Source organism: Bordetella sp. 02P26C-1 (genome assembly GCF_009763255.1).
Classification (GTDB): domain Bacteria; phylum Pseudomonadota; class Gammaproteobacteria; order Burkholderiales; family Burkholderiaceae_B; genus Bordetella_A.
The window spans coordinates 73512-96108 of record NZ_WSJB01000032.1 but is presented as its reverse complement, the minus strand read 5'-3'; the positions used below and the strand labels follow the sequence as shown (position 1 = coordinate 96108).

The following is a 22597-nucleotide window of genomic DNA, read 5'->3' as shown; positions in this document are numbered from 1 at the left end:
GAGGCGGTGTCCTCGAACAGGTCGCAAGGAATTCCTGCCCATGGGATTGTTCACTCGCAAAGATTCCGCCTCTGAGGCATCGCGTGCCAGACCGCGTCCATCGGTCTCCAGCGAGGCCCAGGCGGCGGAACTCCGTGGGCGTGCGCGTCGCCGGCTGGCTGGCGCCGTCGTGCTCGTGCTGGCCGCCGTCATCGTGCTGCCCATGGTCCTGGACTCCGAGCCCGTACCGGTGGCGGCTGATATCCCGATCCGCATGCCCGAGCGCAATACGCCGTACCAACCGCAGATCTCCGCGCCCACCTCCGTCGCGGATGCAGGCAGCGGTGTCGTAGGCGCGACCCCCGGTGCCACCGGCAGCCAACCCGGCGCCACCACGCCGGGCGAAGTCACCGCCCAACAGCAGCCGCCGGAACCGCCCGCGGTAACGATACCGCCCGCTGCGCCCACGCCACCGGCCCAGCAGCCGCAGCCGCCCGCGAAACCGCCCGCTCCGCCACCGGCCAAGCCATCCGCGCCGCCGGCGCCGAGCAAGCCCACGGCGCGCGATGACGACGGCGCCCGCGCGCTGGCGTTGCTTGAGGGCCGTGCGCCTACCGACGTGCCGTCGCAACCCGCACCCAAGCCCGCCGCGAAAGGCAACTTTGTCCTGCAGATCGCATCGTATGGGGCCCAGGCAGACGCGCAGTCGCGTCGTTCCAAGCTTCATCAAGCCGGCGTGACCAACGCCTTTGTCGAGCCCGCGACCATCGGGGGGAAACAGCAATATCGTCTGCGCGTGGGTCCATTCCCTTCGCGCGAGGCCGCACAGGCTGCCCAGGCTCGTTTACGCACCCTGGGTTATGACAACGGCTTTATTGCTAGCCAGTGACCGGTTTCGATTTCGTCGTCTTGGCCATCCTGGCAGTCTCCGGGCTGCTGGGGTTAGTGCGCGGCCTGCTCAAGGAAGTCCTCTCTCTGATGGCGTTTCTGCTGGCCTTTGTCGCCGCCATCTGGTGGGGGCCCACGGTGTATGGATGGCTCGAGGCCTACGTCGAAACCGCCATGCTGCGCATGGGCATAGCGTATGCGGCGGTATTTATTTTGGTGCTGCTCGGCGTGGGCTTGGTCAATATGACCCTGGCCGCTCTGATTCGCACCACGGGATTAACGCCCGCGGATCACGGCCTGGGTGCGGTTTTTGGCCTGGCGCGCGGGTTGTTATTTGTATTGGTATTGGTGGCGTTGGGCGGCTATACGCCGCTGCCGCAAGAGCCCTGGTGGCAAAACGCCATGTTTTCGCATTCGGCCACCGAGGCCGTCAGGCATATCAAGTTGTGGCTGCCCCCGTCGTTGGCGACGTGGGTGCCCTACTAAGTTTCGTTTAACGGGAAATCACCATGTGTGGAATCATCGGGGTCATTGGGCGCGGGCCGGTCAACCAGCTGCTCTATGACGGTTTGTTGCTGCTGCAGCATCGTGGCCAGGACGCGGCGGGGATCGCCACCTCGTCCCAAGGCAGACACTTCAACATGTTCAAGGCCCATGGCCTGGTGCGTGACGTATTCCGCACGCGCAACATGCGGTCGCTGCCGGGTAACAGCGGTATCGGGCACGTGCGCTACCCCACGGCGGGTTCCAGCGTCAGCGAAGAAGAATCCCAGCCGTTCTACGTGAATGCGCCTTTCGGCATCACCTTTGCCCATAACGGCAACCTGACCAACTGGCGCGAACTGCGCGAGTCGCTCTATCGCGTCGATCGCCGTCACATCAACACGAATTCGGATTCCGAAGTCCTGTTGAATGTGCTGGCGCACGAGTTGCAATCGGCAGCCAATGGGGTGTCGCTCGACGATGACACGATGTTCAAGGCGGTTGCCGCCGTGCATAAGCGCGTGCGCGGTGCGTACGCGGTTGTCGCGCAGATCGCCGGCTACGGGATGCTCGCGTTCCGCGATCCGAATGGCATTCGTCCGCTTTGTATCGGCCGTCAGGATACCGAGCAGGGTCCGGAATGGATGGTCGCCTCGGAATCCGTGGCGCTCGAAGGCAGCGGCTTCGCGTTTGTGCGCGATGTCGAGCCGGGCGAGGCCGTGTTCGTCGATCTGGACGGGCGCATGATCAGCCGTCAGTGTGCCGACAACCCGCAACTGGTGCCGTGTATTTTCGAATACGTGTATTTCGCGCGTCCCGATTCCATGATCAACGGTGTGTCGGTGTACGACGCTCGATTGCGCATGGGCGAATACCTGGCCGATAAAGTCGCGCGCAATATGCGCCTGGGTGACATCGACGTGGTCATGCCTATCCCGGATTCCTCGCGTCCGGCCGCGATGCAGCTGGCCGCGCGCCTGAACCTGGACTATCGCGAAGGTCTGATCAAGAACCGCTACGTGGGTCGCACGTTCATCATGCCGGGGCAGGCCGTGCGCCGGAAATCGGTACGCCAGAAGCTCAACGCCATCGGCAGCGAATTCAAGGGCAAAAACGTGCTGCTGGTCGATGACTCCATCGTCCGTGGCACCACCAGCCGCGAAATCGTCGACATGGCGCGCGCCGCTGGGGCCAATAAGGTGTTCTTCGCCTCTGCCGCGCCTCCCGTGCGTTTCCCCAACGTCTACGGCATCGATATGCCCACGCAGAGCGAGCTGATCGCAACCGGCCGTTCCGACGAGGAAATCGCGCGCACCATCGGCGCCGATGGCTTGGTCTATCAGGATCTGCGCGATATGGAACAGGCTGTGACCGACATCAATCCGGCGTTGACGCGTTTCGAGTCATCGTGCTTTGATGGCCAATACGTCACGGGCGACATTACCGCGGAATACCTCGAACGTCTGGGGCAGTCGCGTGGCGGCTCCAGCGACGAGGAGTCCACCGGTGGTTTGCAGTTCAATATGGGATATGTAGCAAACGACGGTTGATCTTGCGCGGCACATGTCCGGCTGGTCTCGTACCGGGTGAACATGTGGTAGCTTAATGTGGTTTGTAAACTGGCCGGGCTGCAATGTAGTCCGGCTATTTTTTAACGGTTTGATCAGGTTAAGCTACATGGAACAATCCCGCCGCCTCTTATGGTTGATCGCATTACTGTGCTTTGGCGCCGTGGGCGCTGCCTTGGTGTCGCAGCATGTCTTCGATATGCCGCCGTGCGCATGGTGTGTGTTCCAACGGCTGCTGTATCTGGTAATCGGCGTGCTGGCACTCTTAGGGGCAAATATCCGCGCGCTCACGCGGCTGTGCGCGACCCTAGGGCTGCTGTTGAGTGCGGGCGGGATCGCGGCGGCTTGGTATCAGTATGACGTGGCCGCGCACATGTTTTCGTGCGATATGACCTTCGCCGATCAATTCATGAGCGCATCGGGTCTGGATGGGGCTGCACCCTGGCTATTCGGTATTTATGCCAGCTGCATGGATGCCATGGTCGAGATCCTGGGCGTGGAATATGCCCTGTGGAGCCTGGCGTTGTTCGCCATTTTGCTCGTGATGAATTTGATCGCGATGTTGCGGCGCGATTAAATCGGGCGGCCGTGGGCGTGCATATTGCACGCCACCCCTGACGTTGATCGAGGTCGGCTTCGCGCGCGTGAGCGTTGCTCTTGCGCGCGGCGCGAAACCGGTTGCCCGCAACCTTAGTCGGCGCGTTGCTTCAACGTGAAGGCCGCGCGCTCGTCCTGAGCAAGTAGCTTCGTCAGAAAAGGCATGGTGTCTTTCAACGCCGCGTGCAAGGTCCACGGCGGGTTGACGATGAACATGCCACTGCCGTGCAGGCCAAAGCCTTCGGACGCCGGCTTTTTCACCGTCAATGAGACGTTCAGCCAGTTCTTGATCTGCAGGTTTTCCAGACCGCGCACCATATCGGTGGCTTCCCGTCGCTGCACCAACGGATACCAAACCGCGTAGGTCCCCGTGGCAAACCGCTTGATGCCTTCCTTCACCGCGGTGAGCGTACGCCGGTAATCCTGTTTGTCCTCATACGAGGGATCGATCAACACCATGCCACGCCGTGTCGGCGGCGGTAGCAAGGCCTTCATGCCCTCGAAACCGTCGGTCGCATAGATCGTCGTCTGGCGCAGATTCACGCGATCGAGCTTATCGAGATTGCCGGCCAAGATGCCCGATTCCGTCGGGTGCATCTCGAACAAGCGCAGGCGATCACGATCGCGCAGCGCATCGAGCGTCAGCCATGGCGATCCAGGGTAGTGACGCAGACGGCCGTTCGGGTTGTACCGTTCGATCTCACGCACGTAGTCGGCCAGCAACGCCGGCAGATCGTTGCGGCCCCACAGACGGCCAATGCCATCTTCAAACTCGGCGTTTTTGCTGGCCCATTCGCCGTCCAGCGCGTAGAGGCCGGCGCCCGCATGGGTGTCGATCACCCAGTAGGGTGCGTCCTTGCGGTTAAAGTAATCCAGCATCTGGACCAGCACGGCGTGTTTGAGCACGTCGGCGTGGTTACCGGCATGGAAGGCGTGTCGATAACTAAACAAAATGGAATCCTAAGGTCACGCAGTAGGGGAAATACGGGCGAGTTCGTCGGTGAAGATCGCGTCCATGCCCCAGGATAGCAGCAGGGCGGCGCGCTCCGGGTCATTCACCGTCCAGGCGGCGATCCGGTAACCCGCGGCGTGGACATCGTTGATTAGCGCTTGCGTCGCATCGCGTTGATTGATGTTGAGCGCCACGCACTCGTACTTGGCGAGTTTTTCGCGCCAATCCGCCGGGATTTCCTCCACTAGCAACGCGCGTGGCAATTCGGGCGCGGCGGCCTGTGCGGCAGCCAGCGACTCTTCGGAAAACGACGAAAGCAGGGGGGGCACGGTAGCGCCTTGCCAGAGATTGCGCGCCGCCAGAGCGATGGCGGTACCCGTTTCAGCCTCGCGGCCCGTGGTGGGCTTGATCTCGACGTTGCAGGCGATCTGATTGGCAATCGCGTATTGCGCCACCGCCTGAAAACTCGCCACCGGCTCGCCGACATAGGCGGGTGAATGCCAGCCGCCAGCATCCAGGAGCGCCAGCTCGGTAAAGCTGCGATCGCCGGCCAGACCCTTGCCGTCCGTGGTGCGATCCAGATCGTCGTCGTGCAGCAGAAACGCGATGTCGTCACGGCTGAGCTTCACGTCGAATTCGACCATGCGGAATCCATGATCGCGGCCGACGCGCATGGCGGCCAATGTGTTTTCCGGCGCCAGACGGCCGCCGCCGCGGTGCGCGATATGAGTAGGATAGGGCCAGTTTTGGGAGGTGGACATAACAGTAACGATACGAAAACAAGACCAAATCACGGTCGAGGGTAAAAGCATAACCCTTCATTGTTTATCGGACCGGGTTTCCGGCAAATTAACTATGTCTGCTTTTCCAACCCTGGCGCGTTAGCTGTCCGGCCCGCCAGTGCGTGATCCAGCGCGCGTATGCGACGGGGCCCTTGGGGAGCCGCGCACCCTCAGTGATGAATTTCAGGCCGACAATGGTAAACTCCGGCGGCTAAACCAGCGCGGTTTAGTCGTGGCAAAGGCGAATCGGTTCGCCTTTTTTTACCGTGGCGTTTGTCTGTCCGAGGCGCCGCGTGGGGCAACAAGGATTCCATGTTCGAACTAATACGCAGTCACCGTCGTTGGATGCAGGTCATCCTGCTGATTCTGATCGTGCCGTCGTTTTTCCTGGTCGGCATACAGGGCTATGACAGCTTCATGAGCAGTGAGCCCGAGCTGGCCAGCGTTGGCGATCAGCCCATCACGCAGGGCGAGTTCGACATCGCGCTACGCAATCAGCTCGAGCAATATCGTCAGACTTTGGGCTCGCGCTATGACCCCGCGATGCTGGACACGCCCGCGATGCGCGAGCAGCTGCTCAACGATTTGATCGACCGTCGTCTGCTGGCCCAGGTCGCGCAAGCCGAGCGCTTTTCGGTTTCGGACACCACGCTGCGCGATACGATCGCGTCCATCCCGGCCGTGCAGGACAATGGCCGTTTTTCCGCCGAGCGCTACCGCCAGGTGCTCGCTGCACAAGGCATGACGCCCGCGCAGTTCGAGGCAGGCCTGCGTGGTGATCTGGCGATCAACCTTGTTCTGCAGCCCGTCATTCAATCCGGCTTGGCGCCCGCCGAAGTCGTGGCCTCGCTCGAATCGGCGTTGACGCAAGAGCGCACGATCCAACTGCGCCGGTTCCCGGCGGCCGACTATCGTGCTCAAGTGTCGGTCACGCCCGAGGAAATCAAGGCCTGGTACGACTCGCATCAACAGGAACTGACCATCCCAGAACAGGTGACTGCGCAGTACCTGGTGCTGGACGAGCCGGCCGCCTCGAAAGACGTGCAAGTCAGCGATGCCGACATCGCCGGTTATTACGACCAGAACAAATCGCGCTTTGGTCAGCCCGAGCGCCGTCGCGCCAGCCACATCCTGATTCAAGTCCCCGCCAACGCGAGTGACAGCGATCGTCAGGCCGCGCGCGCCAAGGCCGAATCCTTGGCCCAACAAGCTGCCGCCAATCCGGCCGAGTTCGACAAGCTCGCGAAAGAAAACTCGCAAGACGCTGGCTCCGCTCAACAGGGCGGCGACTTGGGTTGGCTGGGCGCCGGCATGCTGACCGGCTCGCTGGGCGAGGCGGTATTCAGCCTGAATAAGGATCAAATCTCCGGCGTGATCGAAAGCCCCTCGGGCTATCACGTGTTCAAGGTCACCGAGATTCAGCCGGCCGCCACCAAGCCACTGGCCGAAGTGCGTGACCAGATCGTCGCGGAAATCCGTAAACAGATCGCTGCCAATCGCTTTGCCGAAATGGCGACCAAGCTGACCGAGATCGTTTACGACCAGCGCGATAGCCTGCAGCCCGCCGCCGATGCCTTGGGTCTGAAGACGCGCACCGCCAGCGGCATCACCCGCAAGGGTCTGCTGTCTGCTGACGACACCACCGGCGAGAGCCCGGCCTCCGCTGGCGAAGATGCCGCGCTGCTGGACAATCCTCGCGTACGTGAAGCCCTGTTCAGCCCCGAATCCCTGCGCGAAAAACTCAACTCTGGCGTGATCGAGCTGTCGTCCGACAAGTTGCTGGTGGTACGCGTCGAGAACGTTGAGCCCCAGCACGTCGCGCCCCTGGAAAAGGCCGAGGCCACCATCCGTGAACGCCTGATCGAGGAACGTGCCGCCGAGGCAGCTCGCAAGGCAGGCGAGGACGCCCTCAAGACTTGGTCCGCCGACGCGGCTAGCCTGCCCGAGGGCTTCGGTGAAAGCATTGTGGTGTCGCGCCAGCAGGCTTCCCAGCTGCCTCCTTCGGTGCTGCAAACCGCCATGCGCTTGCCCGCGCAGAAGCTGCCGGCCTATGCCGGCGTGGAAGAAGGCAACGACTTCGTCGTGATTCGTCTGGACAAGGTCGAGCCGGGCAAGACCGACGCTTCCGCCAACGAACTGCTGGCCCGTCAGCTAGGCAGCACCTGGGGCGAGGCCGAGGCTGCCGCCGTCCTCAAACAGCTGCGCGAGCAGTACAAGGTTCAGATCTTGCCGGCCGCGCAGCAGGCAATCCAGGGCGCGGAGTCGTCCGAGAACGCTGGATAAATCGCAGACCCCTGACTAGCGTTTTTGCGCTAGGGTCGTCTCCAGTATGGGCCGCAATGCGGCCCATACGTTTTCTAGCAGCGCCGGTTGAGCTTGCTCGTTAGGATGTATCCCATCCGCTTGGAACTGTTCGCGGTCCGTCGCGATGCCATCGAGCAGGAAGGGCGCCAAGCTCGCATCCTCCGCTTTGGCAATCGTTGGAAAGAGCGCGGCAAAGCGCTGGGTGTAATCCCGCCCATAGTTAGGCGGGATTTGCATGCCCACGAGCAGCACCTGCGCGCCGGCCTCGCGCGCGCGCTGCGTCATCCCGCGCAGATTCTGTTCGGTCATCTGCAGCGATAGCCCGCGCAAGGCATCATTCGAACCCAGCTCGATGATCACGACCGCGGGATGCTCGCGTTCCAGCAGCGCTGGCAGCCGCGACAGACCGCCGCTGGTGGTATCGCCACTGATGCTGGCATTCACCACACGGTAATTCGGGTATTGTTCGGCAATGCGCTGCGATAGCAACGCCACCCAGCCCGATCCGCGCTGCAAACCATATTCGGCCGACAAACTGTCGCCCACCACCAATATGGCGCGGGGCTCGGAACTCGGTGACGGCGAGGGTGTCTGAGCGAAGGCGGCCGTGGCAAAGCAGAACGCACTGACGAACAAGCACAGCAGTTTGGGATACACACGCATGGATAACAAAGTCTCGATTGAGGTTTCAGGGCTGGGCAAGCAGGTATCGGATGCCGGCGGCACGCTTTCTATCCTGCAGGATATCGACTTTACGGTCGCAGCGGGAAGTGCGTTGGCCATTACGGGCAGCTCGGGGTCCGGCAAGTCCACCTTGCTGGGACTCATGGCGGGGCTGGATGTTCCTTCGACGGGGACGGTGCGAATTGCCGGGCAGGATTTGTTTGCCCTGGACGAAGACGGCCGCGCACAGCTACGGGCTCGCCATGTGGGCTTTGTGTTTCAGTCTTTCCAATTGCTGCCGAATCTGACCGCGCTGGAAAACGTCATGCTGCCATTGGAGCTTGCCGGGTCGTCTGCCCGCACGGCCGCCGAGGCCATGTTGCGGCGCGTAGGCTTGAGCGAACGCCTGCATCATTATCCGCGGACCTTATCCGGCGGCGAGCAGCAGCGCGTATCGCTGGCGCGCGCCTTTGTCGTGCAGCCGGATCTCTTATTCGCGGATGAGCCCACCGGCAGTCTGGATGCCGCGACTGGCGAGACGGTCGTAGATCTGATGTTCGATTTGCACCGTGAGCATGGTACGACGCTGGTGTTGGTCACCCATGATGCTCAACTCGCGGCGCGCTGCGGCCGCCAGCTGATTCTTTCGGCCGGGCGCATGGTCGATTGAGGTGCAATGAGCCCGAGGCGTGCGCCTACGGGCTGAAAAAACGCATCGGCGCTGTCAGCGTTTCCATCCCATTAAAGCCCGCCGTTGACGGGCGTGCTCAGGCGTTCTTGGCCTCGCGCGCCAACGCAGCAGTCGTTTTCTGACTGCGGCGCCACTCGATCAGCCCGATCACAATCCCGCTGGCGCAGATGATCGCGATACCGAGCCACGTCAAGGCATCCGGGAAATGCCCCCAGAACAGCCAGCCGACCGTCGTCGCGCTGACGATTTGCAGATACACAAAAGGCGCGAGCATCGAGGCCGGGGCATTTCGGTAGGCGCCGATCTGCAACAGATGACCCAGCGCCCCGGTAAACCCGGTGGATATCAGCAAAATCCAATTCGCCGTGCTCAGCTCACGCAGTGCAGGCAGGGCGGGCGGCAAAATGAAAGGCAGCATCAATGTCAGCGCGATCGCACCGACCGCGCCGCTCCAGATCAGCGACGTGTACGGATCGTCGCCCGCCACGCGCCGGGTCGCGATGAACTGCGCGGCAAAGCAGCATGCGGTCAGCAGACCGAAGACCACGCCCATGAAGGGCAGACCACTATCAGGGCGGATGATGATGAGCACGCCGCCAAAGCCTACCGCTGCGGCCACCCAGCGCGACATGCGAGGCGGTTCCTTCAATACCCATGGCGCCAGCGCCAGCACCAGTAAAGGCGCCAGAAAGTTAATCGCGGTCGCTTCGGCCTGCGGCATATAGCTGAGCGCCTTGAAAAACACCACCGTGGCACACAGCATCGCGCCGCCGCGAACCAGCTGTTCCTTAGGGCGTGTGGCTCGCAAAATTTTGACCCCGCGCGAGGGCAATACCAGCCCCAGCACCAGCACCAGGTGAACCAGATAGCGCACCCAGCATAAAACCCACAGCGGCACTCCGGCGCCCATGACCCATTTGCCGCTGGCGTCCAGACATGACAAGGTCCATGCCGACAATATCAGCAGCGTGATGCCAATCACAGGGCGCGTCGCAGGCGGACGCGGCGCGGATGTCGTAGCGGCCGGGACAGCTCCGGCGACGGCCCGATGCATGAAATAATCCTCCGTTCAGGCGCTCGGCAAAGCCAAGCCGGCACACGGCCGGCTCGATCAACGCGACATGATACGCCTATCCTCTGGCGGGACAGCGGGCTATGATGCTCACTATGCTCGATCTGCGCAACATAGAAACGTTTTTCTGGGTAGCCACGCTCGGCAGCTTTCGCGCGGCGGCCGAAAAGCTCAACACCACACAACCTGCCATCTCGCAGCGCATTGCCTCGCTCGAGGGCGATCTCGGCGTGCGGTTGTTCGAGCGTGACGCGCGGGGGGTCACGCTGACTGGCAAAGGCCAGGAACTCGTCTCGCATGCCGAGCGGATGCTGCAATTACGCAGCGACATGCTGCGCGCGGCGCGCGAGCAAAACGTCATGCGCGGGCCCTTGCGTCTGGGCGTGGCCGAGACCATTGTTCAAACCTGGCTCCCACGGCTGATCGAACACGTACACGCCGCGTATCCGGCCCTGGTGCTGCAGATCGAGGTCGACACCTCATCAGTACTGCGCGACCATCTGACCGCGCGGCAGATCGATCTGGCCTTCTTGATGGGGCCTGTCCTGGAGCCACGGTTCGAAAACTTGCCGCTGTGCTCCTATCCCTTGGCCTGGGTCGCAAGCCCGCGTTTATCGTTGGGGCCCGAGCCGCTCACGCTGACACAGATCGGCACCTTGCCGGTTATTACCTATCCCTCCAGCAGCCGCCCCTATCAGATGGTGCGCGACATGTTGACCCGCGCCGGCGTGCGCGCGCCCCGCATGTACGGCAGCGCGTCGTTGTCCATGGTGGTGCGCATGACCATGGATTGCATCGGCACCAGTGTCATCGCGCCGGTGTTCCTGGACGACGAATTGGCCAGCGGACAGCTCCAGATTTTGAACGTGCAGGCGGATCCCTTACCCGACCTGGCCTTTACCGCGACCTGGATTCAAGGCCCGGACAGTCATATCGCGCGCACCATCGCCTTGTTGGCGCAACAGGCGGCTGCGGGCACGCTTGCCCCTGCAGACAGCTAAAAACAAGCGATTGTCCTTTCGTAGTCACCTAGGGGTTTCCCTAGGATTCGCCTCAGTCTAAATGAAGTGTAGGGCCTAAGACTGGTCCGATATTGGCAGCACCACTGCCTGGAAACCCGCGTCGTTACTGGATTTTGCCGATATCCTGATTTCGGAGCCGAGGGGGTATAAATATTTTTTATGTCTGCGCATCGTAACTTACGATTGGACAAGGTTTTGCCCAAACGGTGGAATGCGCAGCATGGCAGGACTGATCGCCGAACGCTGTTTCTGCACCAGCCACATCGTCTATCCCAGCGCGTCAATCGGGTAACGGGGCCCGACGCGCGTCGAATCCCGCCTGCAAGGAGAGCTCCATGAAAAAGCTGTTAATCACCGCAACCAGCGCTGTCGCGCTGTTGGGCACCGCCGTCCACGCCCAGGATCTGCCGAAGACCCATTTGAAAGTCGTCGGTGGCCTGAGCAACCTGACCGCCTACAACGACTACGAAAAGCCGTTCTGGACCAAGACAGTCCCCGAGCTCTCCAAAGGGCAGGTGACGGCCGACATCAAGGGCTTTAACGAAATGGGGCTCAAGGGTCCGGAACTGCTGCGCCTGATGTCGCAAGGCGTGATCGAATTCGGTACCGCTACGCTGTCGTACTTCGCCAGCGACAATCCCATTAACGAAGCCATCGACCTGGCCGGCCTTGCGCCGGACGCGAAAACCGCTCGCGCCGTCACCGACGCGTTCGAGCCCGTCTACGCCAAGGTGTATGGCGATGGCGCCAACGTCAAGCTGCTGGGCATTTCCACCTATCCCGGTCAAGTGCTGTTCTGCAACGCTGACATCAAGAGCCTGGCCGACCTGAAGGGCAAAAAGATCCGCACCAGCAGCCGCACCACGGCCGAATTCGTGCAGGCCCTCGGTGGCTCCAGCGTCACCATGGCGTTTGGCGAAGTCGTACCGGCACTGCAAAACAAAGTGGTCGATTGCGCGATCACCGGTTCGCTGTCGGGCTATTCCGCCAAATGGTACGAGGTTGCCACGCACCTGTACGCCTTGCCCATCAACTGGAACCAGCAGATTCACGCTGTGAACCAAAAGGCATGGGACAAGCTCGATCCCAAAGTGCAGCAGTTCCTGCAAGAGAACGTGGACAAGATGGTCGATGACATCTGGGCCGCTGCCGCACGTCAAACGCAGGAAGGCTACGACTGCAACACGGGTTCCGATGCTTGCCCGTACCCCGTGAAAGGCAAGATGGTGCTGGTCGAGCCCACCGAAGAAGACCGCGTGTTGCTCAAGAAAGTGCTGAACGACGCCGTGTTGCCAAAATGGGCCGCACGCTGCTCGGCGCAATGCGTGGAAGACTTCAACGCCACCATTGGTAAAGAGCTGGGCGTCGTCGCCAAGAAGTAAACGCCTGGCATGACGGGCGCTACTGCGGGCCTTGCATGGCCCCGGCGCTCGTCAATCTGACAGTCTCTATAAGGCGTGGTCGCGGCCACGCTGATCTCTTCATCGCAGTCCAGATCGTGCGTACGGCGGGCTCGCGCCGCTCTGCGCAATATCGCGGAGGCAATCTATGACCTCACATGAAAAATACCGGACGCTGGGCACGCTATTGCGCTGCGCAGAGTCCTTCTCGCGTGCCGCCGTTTGGGTGGGCGGTGCGCTAATCCTCGCTAGCGTGCTGCTGATTTCGTTCGATGTGCTGGCACGTAAATTCTTTGGCTTTACCACGGGTGGTGCCGATGAATTGTCGAGCTATGCGTTTGCGATCAGCACCGCATGGTCGTTGGCATTCGCGACCTTGCAGCGCGCCAACGTTCGCGTGGACGTGCTCTATCAACACTTTCCCGTGCGCGTGTCGGCCTTGCTCGACTGGATCGCATTAGTCGCGCTCGGTGTCTTCATGGTCTATCTCTCGTACTACGCCATGGAAATGGTGCAAATGTCCTGGGATAGTAGTTCCGCTGCCAATACCCCCTTGGCTACGCCCCTGTGGATTCCGCAAGGTTTATGGTGGCTGGGTCTGGTTTGGATGTGCATCACCGTCGCGCTGATGCTGGTGCGTGCATCGCTGGCTCTGGTCACGGGTGACCTTCAATTGGTCAAATCGATCTGCGGCGTGCGCTCCTCGCAAGAAGAGGCCGAAGAAGAAGCCGCCGCCGGCGAGCGTCTGGTTAAAGGGAGTGCAGCATGATCGCCACCGCACTGATACTGCTTTTGGTGCTGATCGGAATCTCGATCCCGGTAGGCGCCGCGCTTGGCTTGCTGGGGCTGATTCTCGATCCCCTTTATTCCATGCTGCCGCTCACGCGGGCCATGGGGGAAGTATCGTGGAGCACGAACAACGAATTCCTCATGGTCGCCATTCCGCTCTTCATCATGTTGGGCGAAGTGTTGTTGCGTTCGGGTCTGGCCGAACGCATGTACAGCGCCATGAGCCTGTGGCTGTCGTGGCTGCCGGGCGGACTGATGCATGCCAACATCGGCGCATCGACCTTGTTCTCCGCGACGTCCGGCTCCAGCGTCGCCACGGCCGCGACGGTCGGCACGGTCGCTATTCCGCAGATCAAGAAGTATGGCTATAACGAGCCGCTGTTTTTGGGCAGTCTCGCCGCCGGTGGCACGCTGGGCATTCTGATTCCGCCGTCGATCAATCTGGTGATTTATGGCGTTTTGACGAATTCCTCGGTGCCGAAACTGTACTTGGCCGGCATCATCCCCGGCTTTGGCCTGGCGTTGCTGTTCATGTTGACCGTGATCATGGCCTGCATCGTTAAACCCAGCTGGGGCGGCCGCAAGATCGAGGCATCCTGGGGCCAGCGTTTGGCCAGTCTGGTGCATCTGGCGCCACCCATGGGTATCTTCTTCTTGGTGGTGGGATCGATCTACGCCGGGTTGGCCACACCGACCGAGGCGGCTGCACTGGGCGTGTTGGGTGCATTGATCTTGGCCGCCTGCTTTCGCCGTCTGACGTGGACGATGCTGCGTGAAGCGATCGAAGGAACGATGAAGTCGACGGCGATGATCATGTTGATCGTCATCGCGGCCAGCTTCCTGAACTTCGTGATGTCGGCGACCGGCCTGACCGATGCGCTCACTCAGTCCATCACTGGTCTCGGTTTGTCGCCCGGTTGGATGCTGTTGATCCTGGTGATTTTTTACCTGATTCTGGGCTGCTTCATGGAGACGCTGTCCATGATGATCACGACGATTCCCATCGTCGCTCCCATCATGATCGCCATGGGCTACGACCCGATTTGGCTGGGTATCGTCATCATCGTGCTGGTCGAGGCAGCGTTGATCACGCCGCCCGTGGGTCTCAATCTGTTCGTGGTTCAGAGCCTTCGCAAGAGCGGCAACATGACCGCCGTCATCCTCGGCAGCCTGCCTTTCGTCGCAGCGATGTTTGTGATGGTCGCGCTCTTGGCGTTCTTCCCCGATCTGGCGCTATGGATGCCGCGCGTATTCGGTTGATGCCCGCCATCGTTTGAATTTTAAATATTTAAGCAGGAAGTATTATGAAAGCCGTATTCCAAGTCCAGCCCGTCGACGGGCGCGAAGCGCAACAGCTCGAAGTCGATATCCACAATCTGGTCGTCGCCGGCTGGGCCGGTCGTGACATGGCCGCCATCGAACACCATATCGAAGAACTCGCCGCCATCGGCGTGCCGCGTCCGAGCAGCGTGCCGCTGTACTACCGTATCGCGGATAACCAGCTCACGCAGGCCGATCGTATCCAAGTCGTGGGCGATGCTTCGTCGGGGGAGATCGAAACCTTTGTGTTTGCCGTGGATGGTGAACTCTACGTCGGCATCGCGTCGGACCATACCGATCGCAAACTCGAAGCGCACAGCGTGGCCTTGTCCAAACAGGTTTGCGCCAAGCCCGTCGGTACGACCGCCTGGCGTGTGGCGGACGTGGCCGAGTACTGGGACGAACTCGTGATCCGTTCGATCATCGTCGAAAACGGCGCGGAAGTCTTGTACCAAGAAGGCACGCTGGATTCGCTGCGCACGCCGCAGGAATTGATCGCGGGCTATACCAATGGCTCGGCCTTGCCCGACGGTACGGGCATGACTTGCGGCACGGTTGGCGCGATTGGCGGAATCCGTGCGTCCACGACGTTTATCATGGAACTCTACGATCCGCGTCGTCAGCGTTCGCTGCGTCACCGCTACGAAGTCGAGATTCTGCCCGAAGTCGCTTAAGTCAATATTGGTGCTGGTTTGCATGTGCGCGTGGATTGGTCGCGCGCCGTGTGAACCACGAAGTCTCCGCCGCCATGGCGGAATGAGGACATTATGCTTCCTACCTTGCATGACACCGCCGACGCCTTGCAACAAGGGCGCGTCACCTCGGTCGAGTTAACCGAAGCCGCACTTGCGCGCGCTGCCGACCCGGCAGGAGAGGGCGCGCGCGTTTACACCCGCGTTTATGCGGAACAGGCTCGGGCATCCGCTCGCGCCTCCGATACGTTGCGCGCCGCGGGCTTGGCCCGTTCGCCCATTGATGGTCTGCCGATCTCGATCAAGGACTTGTTCGATGTCGCAGGCGAGACGACCATGGCGGGGTCCGTCGCGCGCGAAGGCGAACCCGCGGCCGACGAACACGCGGTCGTGGTGCAGCGTTTACTTGCCGCCGGTGCGGTCATTATTGGCCGCACCAATATGGTCGAGTTCGCGTATTCCGGCCTGGGTATCAATCCGCACTATGGCACCCCGCGCAATCCTTGGGACCGCACAACCGGGCGCATTCCCGGCGGCTCGTCCTCCGGCGCTGGCGTGTCTGTGACCGACGGCATGGCCCTGGGCGCGATTGGGTCAGACACGGGGGGGTCCGTGCGCATTCCCGCCGCGCTTTGCGGTCTGACGGGTTTCAAACCAAGCGCCTGGCGTGTGTCGATGGCGGGTGTGTTGCCCTTGTCCACGAACCTGGATTCGATCGGCCCCATCGCGGCGACGGTGCGTTGTTGCGCCACGCTTGACGCGATTTTGGCCGGTGATGAAATTGGCGCGACCGAGCCCGTGTGGCATGCGGCATCGCTGCGCGGACTGCGGTTCGCCGTACCGACCACGGTGGTGCTTGACGGCATGGACGAGACCGTTTCCGCCACGTTCTCGGCTACCTTGGACAAGCTCGCCCAAGCCGGCGCGCTGATCGAAGAAATCGAAATCCCCGAGTTCGCACAGCTGGCTCAGATCAACGCCAAAGGCGGCTTTACCGCGGCCGAAGCCTGGGCATGGCATCGTGACCTGCTCGCCCGCGCCGGCGATCGCTATGACCCACGCGTGGGCTCGCGCATCCGTCGCGGCGAGGCCATGTCCGCCGCCGACTATCTGGATCTGCTCCAAGCGCGTGAAGCCTGGGTGGCCGCCGTCGATCATCGCATCGCCGGCTACGACGCCATGCTGATGCCTACTGTGCCCGTCGTGGCGCCCACCATCGCCGAGGTCACGGCCAGCGACGAAGCCTACTACGCCGCCAATGGCCTTATCCTGCGTAATCCCACATTCATCAATTTCCTGGATGGTTGCGCACTTTCCGTACCCTGCCATGCCGAGGGCAGCGCGCCCGTAGGCCTCATGATCGCGGGAGCGAACGGCGCGGATGCACGTATTCTGTCCATCGGAATGGGTGTCGAAGATTTGCTGCGTGGTTAAACGATGAAACAGTCTGACGTTGAACAAAGCCCGTCTTATCTGGCACGGTTGGAAGCTCGCGACGGTCGGTTGACGGGGCCCACGGCGAACATCGCTCCGGGATACGTCCAAGCTAACTTGGCGATCCTGCCGGCTAGCCTGGCGGGAGACTTCCTGCATTTTTGCCAGCGCAATCCCAAGCCATGCCCCTTGTTGGCGATGTCTGAGCCGGGCGATCCGGCGCTGCCGGATTTGGGCCACGACATCGACATCCGCAGCGATATACCGCGCTACCGGGTATGGCACAAAGGCGAATTGGTCGCAGAGCCGACCGACGTGCGAGACATCTGGCGCGAGGATCTGGTGTCGTTCCTGATCGGCTGCTCGTTCTCGTTCGAAGAAGCCATGCTCGAAAATGGCTTGCCTGTCCGCCACATCGAACAAGGCTGCAACGTGCCGATGTACCGCACGTCTATCCCCACGTTGCCGGCTGGCCCGTTCCATGGTCCGGTGGTGGTGTCGATGCGCCCCTTAAAAGCCGCCGACGCGATACGCGCGATCCAAGTGACCTCGCGATTCCCTTCGGTGCACGGGGCGCCGTTGCATTTCGGCGATCCCGCCGAAATCGGCATCGCCGATATCAATCGCCCGGATTACGGTGACCCCGTCGAGATTCGTCCTGGCGAGGTCCCCGTATTTTGGGCATGCGGCGTAACGCCACAGTCCGTGGTCGCGGCGGTGCAGCCCGAGTTTTGCATCACGCATGCTCCGGGCCACATGCTGATCACCGATTTGCTGAATAGTCGGATGGCGGTTCTTTAGCCGGATCGCCGCTAATCGGGTCCACGGTGCGCGAGGAAGCTGATCGCAGCGGGGCTACGTCGGCGTGCGGCGGCGCGTTGGGGGTTACGGCAGTACCCGTAGCGGGCGGGCTCGCGCGCAGGACTTCTGCTTCGACGCGTCCGGCTTCATCGGCTTGCTGCAGCGCGCGGGCGCGCTCGGCCTCCGCTTGCAGTCGCGCTTTTTTAGCCTGTACACGCGAGTGCTCCGCATGGAGTGCCTCTGTCTGGGCGGCCATCCTCGTTGCTTGCGCTTCGCGAGTTTGCGCTTCTGCTTCCTTCGCTAACGCTTCGGCTTCTCTGGCCCGCAGCTCGCGCACCCGCTGCACCTGTTCGTCGAGCTCCCGGCGTACGCGTTCCACGTCTTCCGGGCGCTCGGCCTGTGCCATGGCGTGCCGCAAATCAGCAGCCAGTTGCGCCAAGCGTTGCATCTCGGGGTCGTCAGGCACTTCTCGAACCTGATTACGTCGGTTGAGAATTTCCGCTACCCGCTGACGTACAGCGACCAAAGCCATCGCGCGTAGGGGCTTCCGAAGGAATCGTGGCCAGCCTACAGCCGCACCAGCAGCCAGAGCGGCCGTTGACGCCCAACCTTTGGTGGTCTTGGTTTCGGGGGTAGGGTGCACCAACGCATCGGCCAGTTGGGCCCGATCCAGCTCCATTTTGGCCAACAGGGTCTGCTTCTCAGCTTGATGGTCTATCTTGGTCATGTTGGCTCCGGACAGTGGCGGTATCCAGGCGTACCTGGCGACTCAATTCAGCGAAAGGCGAGGACTTGGGCGCGTTGCGCGTTACAACAACGAGGGCGATCAGGGTAATGAGCAGCCAAGCGCCGGCGACGGCCCATGCCGCCAGTGTGCGGTGCTCCGTATCCCAAAACGTGACAATGGCCCCCACGGAGATGAAGGCGAGCGTCCCCAATGTGCAAAACAGCAAGGCCACGCCGCCAATCATCGTGGTCACGAGCGCTGAGCGGAACAAGGAAAGTTCGATGCCGGCCAGTTCTACATAGTCACCGCTGCGTTCGACCACGAACTCCGCGATATGTCGTATCCGTCTCAAGCGTTCAGAAATCATGACGTCTCCTTGACTGAATTCTCGTGGGCAGCAAGTGGCATACCTGTCTCCGTTTGGGCGTCTAAAGCGTAAAACTCCCGCGATTTGTTATGATGGCTGGATAAATATCCAGCTTTATCCTCGATGGTACCCCCGCACCGTTATTACTACCTGCAGAATTTCAGGCGTGCGCTGGACGTCGTGCGGCGGTGCTATTGCGATCTGCTGGACGCGCGCGAGCAGGCTTTCTTTGTGAATTTTGACCGCTTGCCGCACTCGGCACAAGCCTTGTTCGTGCGCATGGCGATGCGCCGTGGCCCGTGGTTCCGCGCGAGCCGGCTGGTGTATGAAGAAATTCCCGACATTCTGGCCGCCGCCGAGGCATTGGTTGCGTTAGGCTGGCTGCAGGATCAGGCCGACATGACGCTCGACGAGTTGTTTGATGTCTGCACGATGCCGGAACTGCGAGCGATCTTTGGGGCCCCGGCTGTCGCGGCTCGCCGCAAAGGCGAGTGGTTGGAGGCCTTACGCGGGCTCGATGTCGCGCCTCGTCCGTACGCGGAGTGGTGTCCCGGCGCCGAACCGGCTTGGCGTTTTTCACTGGGCGATCATTGCGACCGTCTGCGTCTCATGTTTTTCGGCAACCTGCATCAAGATTGGTCGGAGTTCGTGCTGGCGGATCTGGGCGTGTTTCGTTACGAGGCGGTGGCGTTCGACGGCGATGCCCGGGCGTTTCGCGCGCGCGGGAATATCGATGTTTATCTGACCTTGCACGGCTGCAGGCAGGCGTTGGAGGCAGGAACCCCAGTGCCCGATTTACTGTCGGTCGTGCATGCCTGCGTCAGTGACAATGCGTGGCTGGAGCAGCGGCGCGCGAAAGTATTATTTCGTCTAGGGCAGGCGTGCGAGCGCGCACAAGACTGGCACACCGCACTGCGGGTTTATGAACAATGCGCCTATCCTGGCGCGCGCCATCGTCGCATCCGTGTGTTCGAGCGGCTGGAACGCCATCAAGACGCCCTGGCATTGGCGCAAGAGGCGCAAACCCAGCCGGAAAGCGCTGCGGAACTGCAGGCGGTCACGCGGATGATGCCACGTCTACAACGTCATGCCGGTGAACCACGGCCCCAGCGCCTCCAGCGACCGCCAATCGCCCGCCAGGATCTGGTATTGAGCAAACCGAGTGATCCCCTGAGTGTGGAAATCGTCGCGCGTGACCACCTGCATACGGAGGATGCCCCGGTCTATTACGTCGAGAACACGCTGATTAACGCTTTATTCGGTCTGCTGTTCTGGAAAGCGATATTCGCGCCCTTGCCCGGAGCGTTCTTTCATCCGTTTCAGCGCGGACCGGCGGACCTGACCGCCCCGGACTTCGCTACCTGGCGAGCGGCGTTGTTGGAGGAGTGCTTCGCACAACTTGATTCGGACGCCTACCGCGATACCGTTTGGCGGCACTACGAAGAGAAGTGGGGTCTGCTATCGCCTTTTGTCGCTTGGGGGGCTTTGTCGGACGAGCTTATACGCCTGGCGCTGGACTGTATTCCCGCGGATCACCTGCGGCGCTTCTTCACGCGGATCTTGCAAGACCTGCAGAACAATCGAACAGGGCTACCGGACTTGATTCGGTTTTACCCGGCCGAACGACGTTATGAGCTCATTGAAATCAAGGGGCCGGGGGATAAGCTGCAGGACAATCAGTCCCGCTGGCTGCAATATTGCGCGGAGCATGGCATCGCGGCGCATGTCTGCTATGTTCGGTGGCACGAAGGTGAGACATGCAGTATTCAGTAGCCGTCCGTACGTTGTGTGAGTTCACGGCACGCGCAGGCGATCTGGACCTACGCTTTACGCCCGCGCCGACGGGCGCGGAAGGGGTTGCCGGCCACGGCAAAGTCGTCGCGCGTCGCGGGCCGGACTATGAATCCGAAATCGCCCTGTTCGGCCAATACGATAGCCTGCTCGTGCGCGGGCGCGCTGACGGCTATGACGCCGCCGCGAATCAGCTTGAAGAAATCAAAACCTATCGCGGCGAGCTCGGCAGCGTGCGCGAAAACCACCGCGCGCTGCATTGGGCACAAGCCTGCGTATATGGGCATTTGATGTGTCAGGCGCGCGGCTTGAGCAACCTACGCATCGCGCTCGTGTATTTCAACCTCGTGACCGAGGAAGAGACCGTCCTCACGCGGGACTACGACGCTGCGACCTTGCAAGCGTTTTACGAAACGCAGTGCGCGTGTTTTATGGCCTGGGCGGAGTCAGAACAGGCGCATCGACAAGCGCGTGACGACGCATTGGCGCAGCTGCAGTTTCCCATGGGCCAGTTTCGCGCCGGCCAGCGGGAGCTGGCGGTCGCGGTCTATCGCAGCGCGCGCGAGGGGCGTTGTCTGCTGGCTCAGGCATCGACGGGCATTGGCAAGACGCTAGGCACGTTGTTCCCTTTACTCAAGGCAGCGCCCGATACCGGTATCGATAAAGTTTTCTTCTTAGCGGCCAAGAATGCGGGTAAAGCATTGGCCCATCTCGCGCTCGCGCAAATCAACGACGCACCGGTGTCGCCGCGCTTGCGCGTGTTGGATCTACAGGCCCGCGAAAAGGTCTGCGAGTATCCCGATCGCGCGTGTCATGGTGAATCGTGTCCTTTGGCGCAGGGCTTTTACGATCGCTTGCCGGCGGCACGGGCCGCGGCGTTAAGCGCACAACGGATGGATAGCGAGGCGCTGCGTGCGGTGGCGTTGGAACATCGGGTCTGCCCGTATTACCTGTCGCAGGAGCTTGCGCGCTGGGCCGATGTGGTGGTGGGCGACTATAACTACTACTACGATGCGAACGCGATGCTGCATGCTTATACCCAAGCCAATCAATGGCGCGTCGCGGTACTCGTGGACGAGGCGCACAATCTCGTTGACCGTGCGCGGCAGATGTACACGGGCAAGCTCTCGCAACGCGCGTTGAAGCTGGCGCGTCAAGCGGCGCCCAAGGCGTTACGTCGTTCCTTGGACGGTCTTGCGCGTTCGTGGAGTACCTTGAATCGCAAGCAAGCAGAGCACTATCAGGTCTATGAAAGCGTGCCCGCTGGGGTACTGGCCGCGCTGCAAAAAGCCATCGCGACGATAGGCGACCATATGGGCCAGACGCCGCTGCCGCAGAACGATCCCTTGCTGCAGTTTTACTTTGAGGCGTTGCAGTTCATGCGTCTGGCCGAACAGTTCGGCAGTCACGCGATGTTCGACGTGACCCAAGATCCGCCCGGGCGGCGCGATACCCTGAGCTCGACACTTTGCGTGCGTAACGTGGTACCGGCGCCTTATCTGGCCGCGCGTTACGCGGGCGCTCATGTCTCCGTGTTGTTCTCAGCCACACTGAATCCTCAACAGTACTACCGCGACACCTTGGGCCTGCCAGCGAACACCGGCTGGATCGAGGTCGCTGCGCCATTCAAATCGGATCAGCTCGCGGTGCGCGTGGTGGGGAATGTTTCGACGCGTTATCGAGATCGTGGCGCGTCCCTCACGCCGATTGTCGAGCTTATCGCCGCGCAGTATGCCCGGCAGCCCGGCAACTATCTGAGCTTTTTCAGCAGTTTCGATTACCTGGAGCAAGTCTGCGCGCTGTTAGCGCAGCGCTATCCGGATATCCCACTTTGGAAACAGGTGCCCGGCATGGATGAAGCCGGCCGCGCGGCATTCTTGGGACGTTTTACGGAAACGGGTAGTGGAGTCGGCTTTGCGGTGCTCGGCGGTGCATTTTCCGAGGCGGTGGACCTGCCGGGTAAACGCCTGATCGGGGCATTTATCGCCACGCTGGGATTGCCGCAGTTCAATCCCGTGACCGAACAAATGCGCGTGGCGATGGACAAGTTGTATGGCGCCAACGTGGGATACGACTACACCTATCTTTATCCTGGTTTGCAAAAGGTGGTGCAGGCAGCGGGTCGGGTCATTCGGGGGGAAGACGATACCGGCTCGGTGTATTTAATCGATGACCGGTATCGGCGCGGCAAGGTACGCGCGTTATTGCCAAGCTGGTGGCGCATTCAATGAGGCTTTCGCTAGCTAGGGCAGCCCCGCATCATGACACCAAGATG

At 61.4% G+C, this 22597-nt stretch carries 21 protein-coding genes; 15 read left to right on the top strand and 6 right to left on the bottom strand.

The features are described from left to right. Positions 1 to 40: 40 nt before the first annotated feature. The 4 genes from GOQ28_RS16885 (at position 41) to GOQ28_RS16870 (ending at position 3495) form a co-directional block, all read left to right on the top strand. Complete coding sequence (locus GOQ28_RS16885) at positions 41 to 868, top strand: SPOR domain-containing protein (RefSeq protein WP_160349507.1); 828 nt, start codon at positions 41 to 43, stop codon at positions 866 to 868. Then, complete coding sequence (locus GOQ28_RS16880) at positions 865 to 1353, top strand: CvpA family protein (RefSeq protein ID WP_160349506.1); 489 nt, start codon at positions 865 to 867, stop codon at positions 1351 to 1353. The genes GOQ28_RS16885 and GOQ28_RS16880 overlap by 4 nt, the downstream gene beginning before the upstream one ends. Positions 1354 to 1376: 23 nt before the next feature. Then, entirely contained in the window at positions 1377 to 2900 is a 1524-nt protein-coding gene (purF, locus tag GOQ28_RS16875) for an amidophosphoribosyltransferase (protein ID WP_160349505.1), read from the top strand. 127 nt (positions 2901 to 3027) lie between these two features. After that, on the top strand, positions 3028 to 3495 hold the full coding sequence (locus GOQ28_RS16870) for a disulfide bond formation protein B (protein ID WP_160357281.1): 468 nt from the start codon (positions 3028 to 3030) through the stop codon (positions 3493 to 3495). A 113-nt stretch (positions 3496 to 3608) separates the two neighbouring features. On the opposite strand, the gene GOQ28_RS16865 is transcribed toward GOQ28_RS16870, so the two are convergent. Next, a complete protein-coding gene (locus GOQ28_RS16865) occupies positions 3609 to 4466 on the bottom strand; it encodes a 23S rRNA (adenine(2030)-N(6))-methyltransferase RlmJ (RefSeq protein ID WP_160357280.1) in 858 nt (285 codons plus the stop codon). Between the two features lie 15 nt (positions 4467 to 4481). Next, complete coding sequence (gene ugpQ / locus GOQ28_RS16860; RefSeq protein WP_160357279.1) at positions 4482 to 5228, bottom strand: glycerophosphodiester phosphodiesterase; 747 nt, start codon at positions 5226 to 5228, stop codon at positions 4482 to 4484. A 333-nt stretch (positions 5229 to 5561) separates the two neighbouring features. Here ugpQ and GOQ28_RS16855 point away from each other — a divergent pair, with 333 nt between their 5' ends. Continuing rightward, entirely contained in the window at positions 5562 to 7532 is a 1971-nt protein-coding gene (locus GOQ28_RS16855; RefSeq protein WP_160357278.1) for a SurA N-terminal domain-containing protein, read from the top strand. Positions 7533 to 7547: 15 nt separating this feature from the next. Here GOQ28_RS16855 and GOQ28_RS16850 read toward each other — a convergent pair whose 3' ends face one another. Next, the gene (locus GOQ28_RS16850) at positions 7548 to 8216 is read right to left on the bottom strand and encodes an arylesterase (RefSeq protein WP_160357277.1); all 669 of its coding nucleotides are present in this window, start codon (positions 8214 to 8216) and stop codon (positions 7548 to 7550) included. Between GOQ28_RS16850 and GOQ28_RS16845 the strand changes: the two genes are divergently transcribed. Further along, on the top strand, positions 8215 to 8886 hold the full coding sequence (locus GOQ28_RS16845) for an ABC transporter ATP-binding protein (RefSeq protein ID WP_160357276.1): 672 nt from the start codon (positions 8215 to 8217) through the stop codon (positions 8884 to 8886). The two genes, GOQ28_RS16850 and GOQ28_RS16845, sit on opposite strands and share 2 nt — an antisense overlap. A gap of 97 nt (positions 8887 to 8983) precedes the next feature. Here the strand turns inward: GOQ28_RS16845 and GOQ28_RS16840 are convergent, their stop codons facing one another. Continuing rightward, positions 8984 to 9961, bottom strand: a complete 978-nt coding sequence (locus tag GOQ28_RS16840) for a DMT family transporter (RefSeq protein ID WP_160357275.1) — start codon at positions 9959 to 9961, stop codon at positions 8984 to 8986. Between the two features lie 113 nt (positions 9962 to 10074). On the opposite strand from GOQ28_RS16840, the gene GOQ28_RS16835 reads away from it, so the two are divergent. The 7 genes from GOQ28_RS16835 (at position 10075) to GOQ28_RS16805 (ending at position 17437) form a co-directional block, all read left to right on the top strand. Beyond that, positions 10075 to 10980 (top strand): LysR family transcriptional regulator, encoded by a 906-nt coding sequence (locus GOQ28_RS16835; protein WP_160357378.1) that lies wholly within the window; start codon positions 10075 to 10077, stop codon positions 10978 to 10980. Positions 10981 to 11336: 356 nt separating this feature from the next. Beyond that, positions 11337 to 12383, top strand: a complete 1047-nt coding sequence (locus tag GOQ28_RS16830; RefSeq protein WP_160357274.1) for a TRAP transporter substrate-binding protein — start codon at positions 11337 to 11339, stop codon at positions 12381 to 12383. Between the two features lie 166 nt (positions 12384 to 12549). Beyond that, positions 12550 to 13170, top strand: coding sequence for a TRAP transporter small permease subunit (locus GOQ28_RS16825; protein WP_160357273.1), 621 nt, complete (start codon positions 12550 to 12552; stop codon positions 13168 to 13170). Beyond that, positions 13167 to 14450 carry a TRAP transporter large permease gene (locus GOQ28_RS16820; protein ID WP_160357272.1) on the top strand — a complete coding sequence of 428 codons (1284 nt, stop codon included), beginning with the start codon at positions 13167 to 13169 and terminating at the stop codon, positions 14448 to 14450. The genes GOQ28_RS16825 and GOQ28_RS16820 overlap by 4 nt, the downstream gene beginning before the upstream one ends. Before the next feature lie 44 nt (positions 14451 to 14494). Then, positions 14495 to 15184 (top strand): DUF2848 domain-containing protein, encoded by a 690-nt coding sequence (locus tag GOQ28_RS16815; protein ID WP_160357271.1) that lies wholly within the window; start codon positions 14495 to 14497, stop codon positions 15182 to 15184. 93 nt (positions 15185 to 15277) lie between these two features. Continuing rightward, a complete protein-coding gene (locus tag GOQ28_RS16810) occupies positions 15278 to 16636 on the top strand; it encodes an amidase (protein ID WP_160357270.1) in 1359 nt (452 codons plus the stop codon). A gap of 3 nt (positions 16637 to 16639) precedes the next feature. Next, the gene (locus GOQ28_RS16805; protein WP_160349492.1) at positions 16640 to 17437 is read left to right on the top strand and encodes a putative hydro-lyase; all 798 of its coding nucleotides are present in this window, start codon (positions 16640 to 16642) and stop codon (positions 17435 to 17437) included. On the opposite strand, the gene GOQ28_RS16800 is transcribed toward GOQ28_RS16805, so the two are convergent. Together GOQ28_RS16800 and GOQ28_RS16795 are read right to left on the bottom strand one after the other, a co-directional pair. Next, positions 17400 to 18164, bottom strand: a complete 765-nt coding sequence (locus tag GOQ28_RS16800) for a hypothetical protein (RefSeq protein WP_160357269.1) — start codon at positions 18162 to 18164, stop codon at positions 17400 to 17402. The two genes, GOQ28_RS16805 and GOQ28_RS16800, sit on opposite strands and share 38 nt — an antisense overlap. Continuing rightward, positions 18139 to 18531 carry a phage holin family protein gene (locus tag GOQ28_RS16795; protein WP_160349490.1) on the bottom strand — a complete coding sequence of 131 codons (393 nt, stop codon included), beginning with the start codon at positions 18529 to 18531 and terminating at the stop codon, positions 18139 to 18141. Before GOQ28_RS16795 ends, GOQ28_RS16800 begins: the two co-directional genes overlap by 26 nt. A 123-nt stretch (positions 18532 to 18654) precedes the next feature. Here GOQ28_RS16795 and GOQ28_RS16790 point away from each other — a divergent pair, with 123 nt between their 5' ends. Beyond that, positions 18655 to 20304, top strand: a complete 1650-nt coding sequence (locus tag GOQ28_RS16790; protein WP_160357268.1) for a VRR-NUC domain-containing protein — start codon at positions 18655 to 18657, stop codon at positions 20302 to 20304. After that, on the top strand, positions 20289 to 22553 hold the full coding sequence (locus tag GOQ28_RS16785; protein ID WP_160357267.1) for an ATP-dependent DNA helicase: 2265 nt from the start codon (positions 20289 to 20291) through the stop codon (positions 22551 to 22553). Before GOQ28_RS16790 ends, GOQ28_RS16785 begins: the two co-directional genes overlap by 16 nt. Positions 22554 to 22597: the final 44 nt, after the last annotated feature.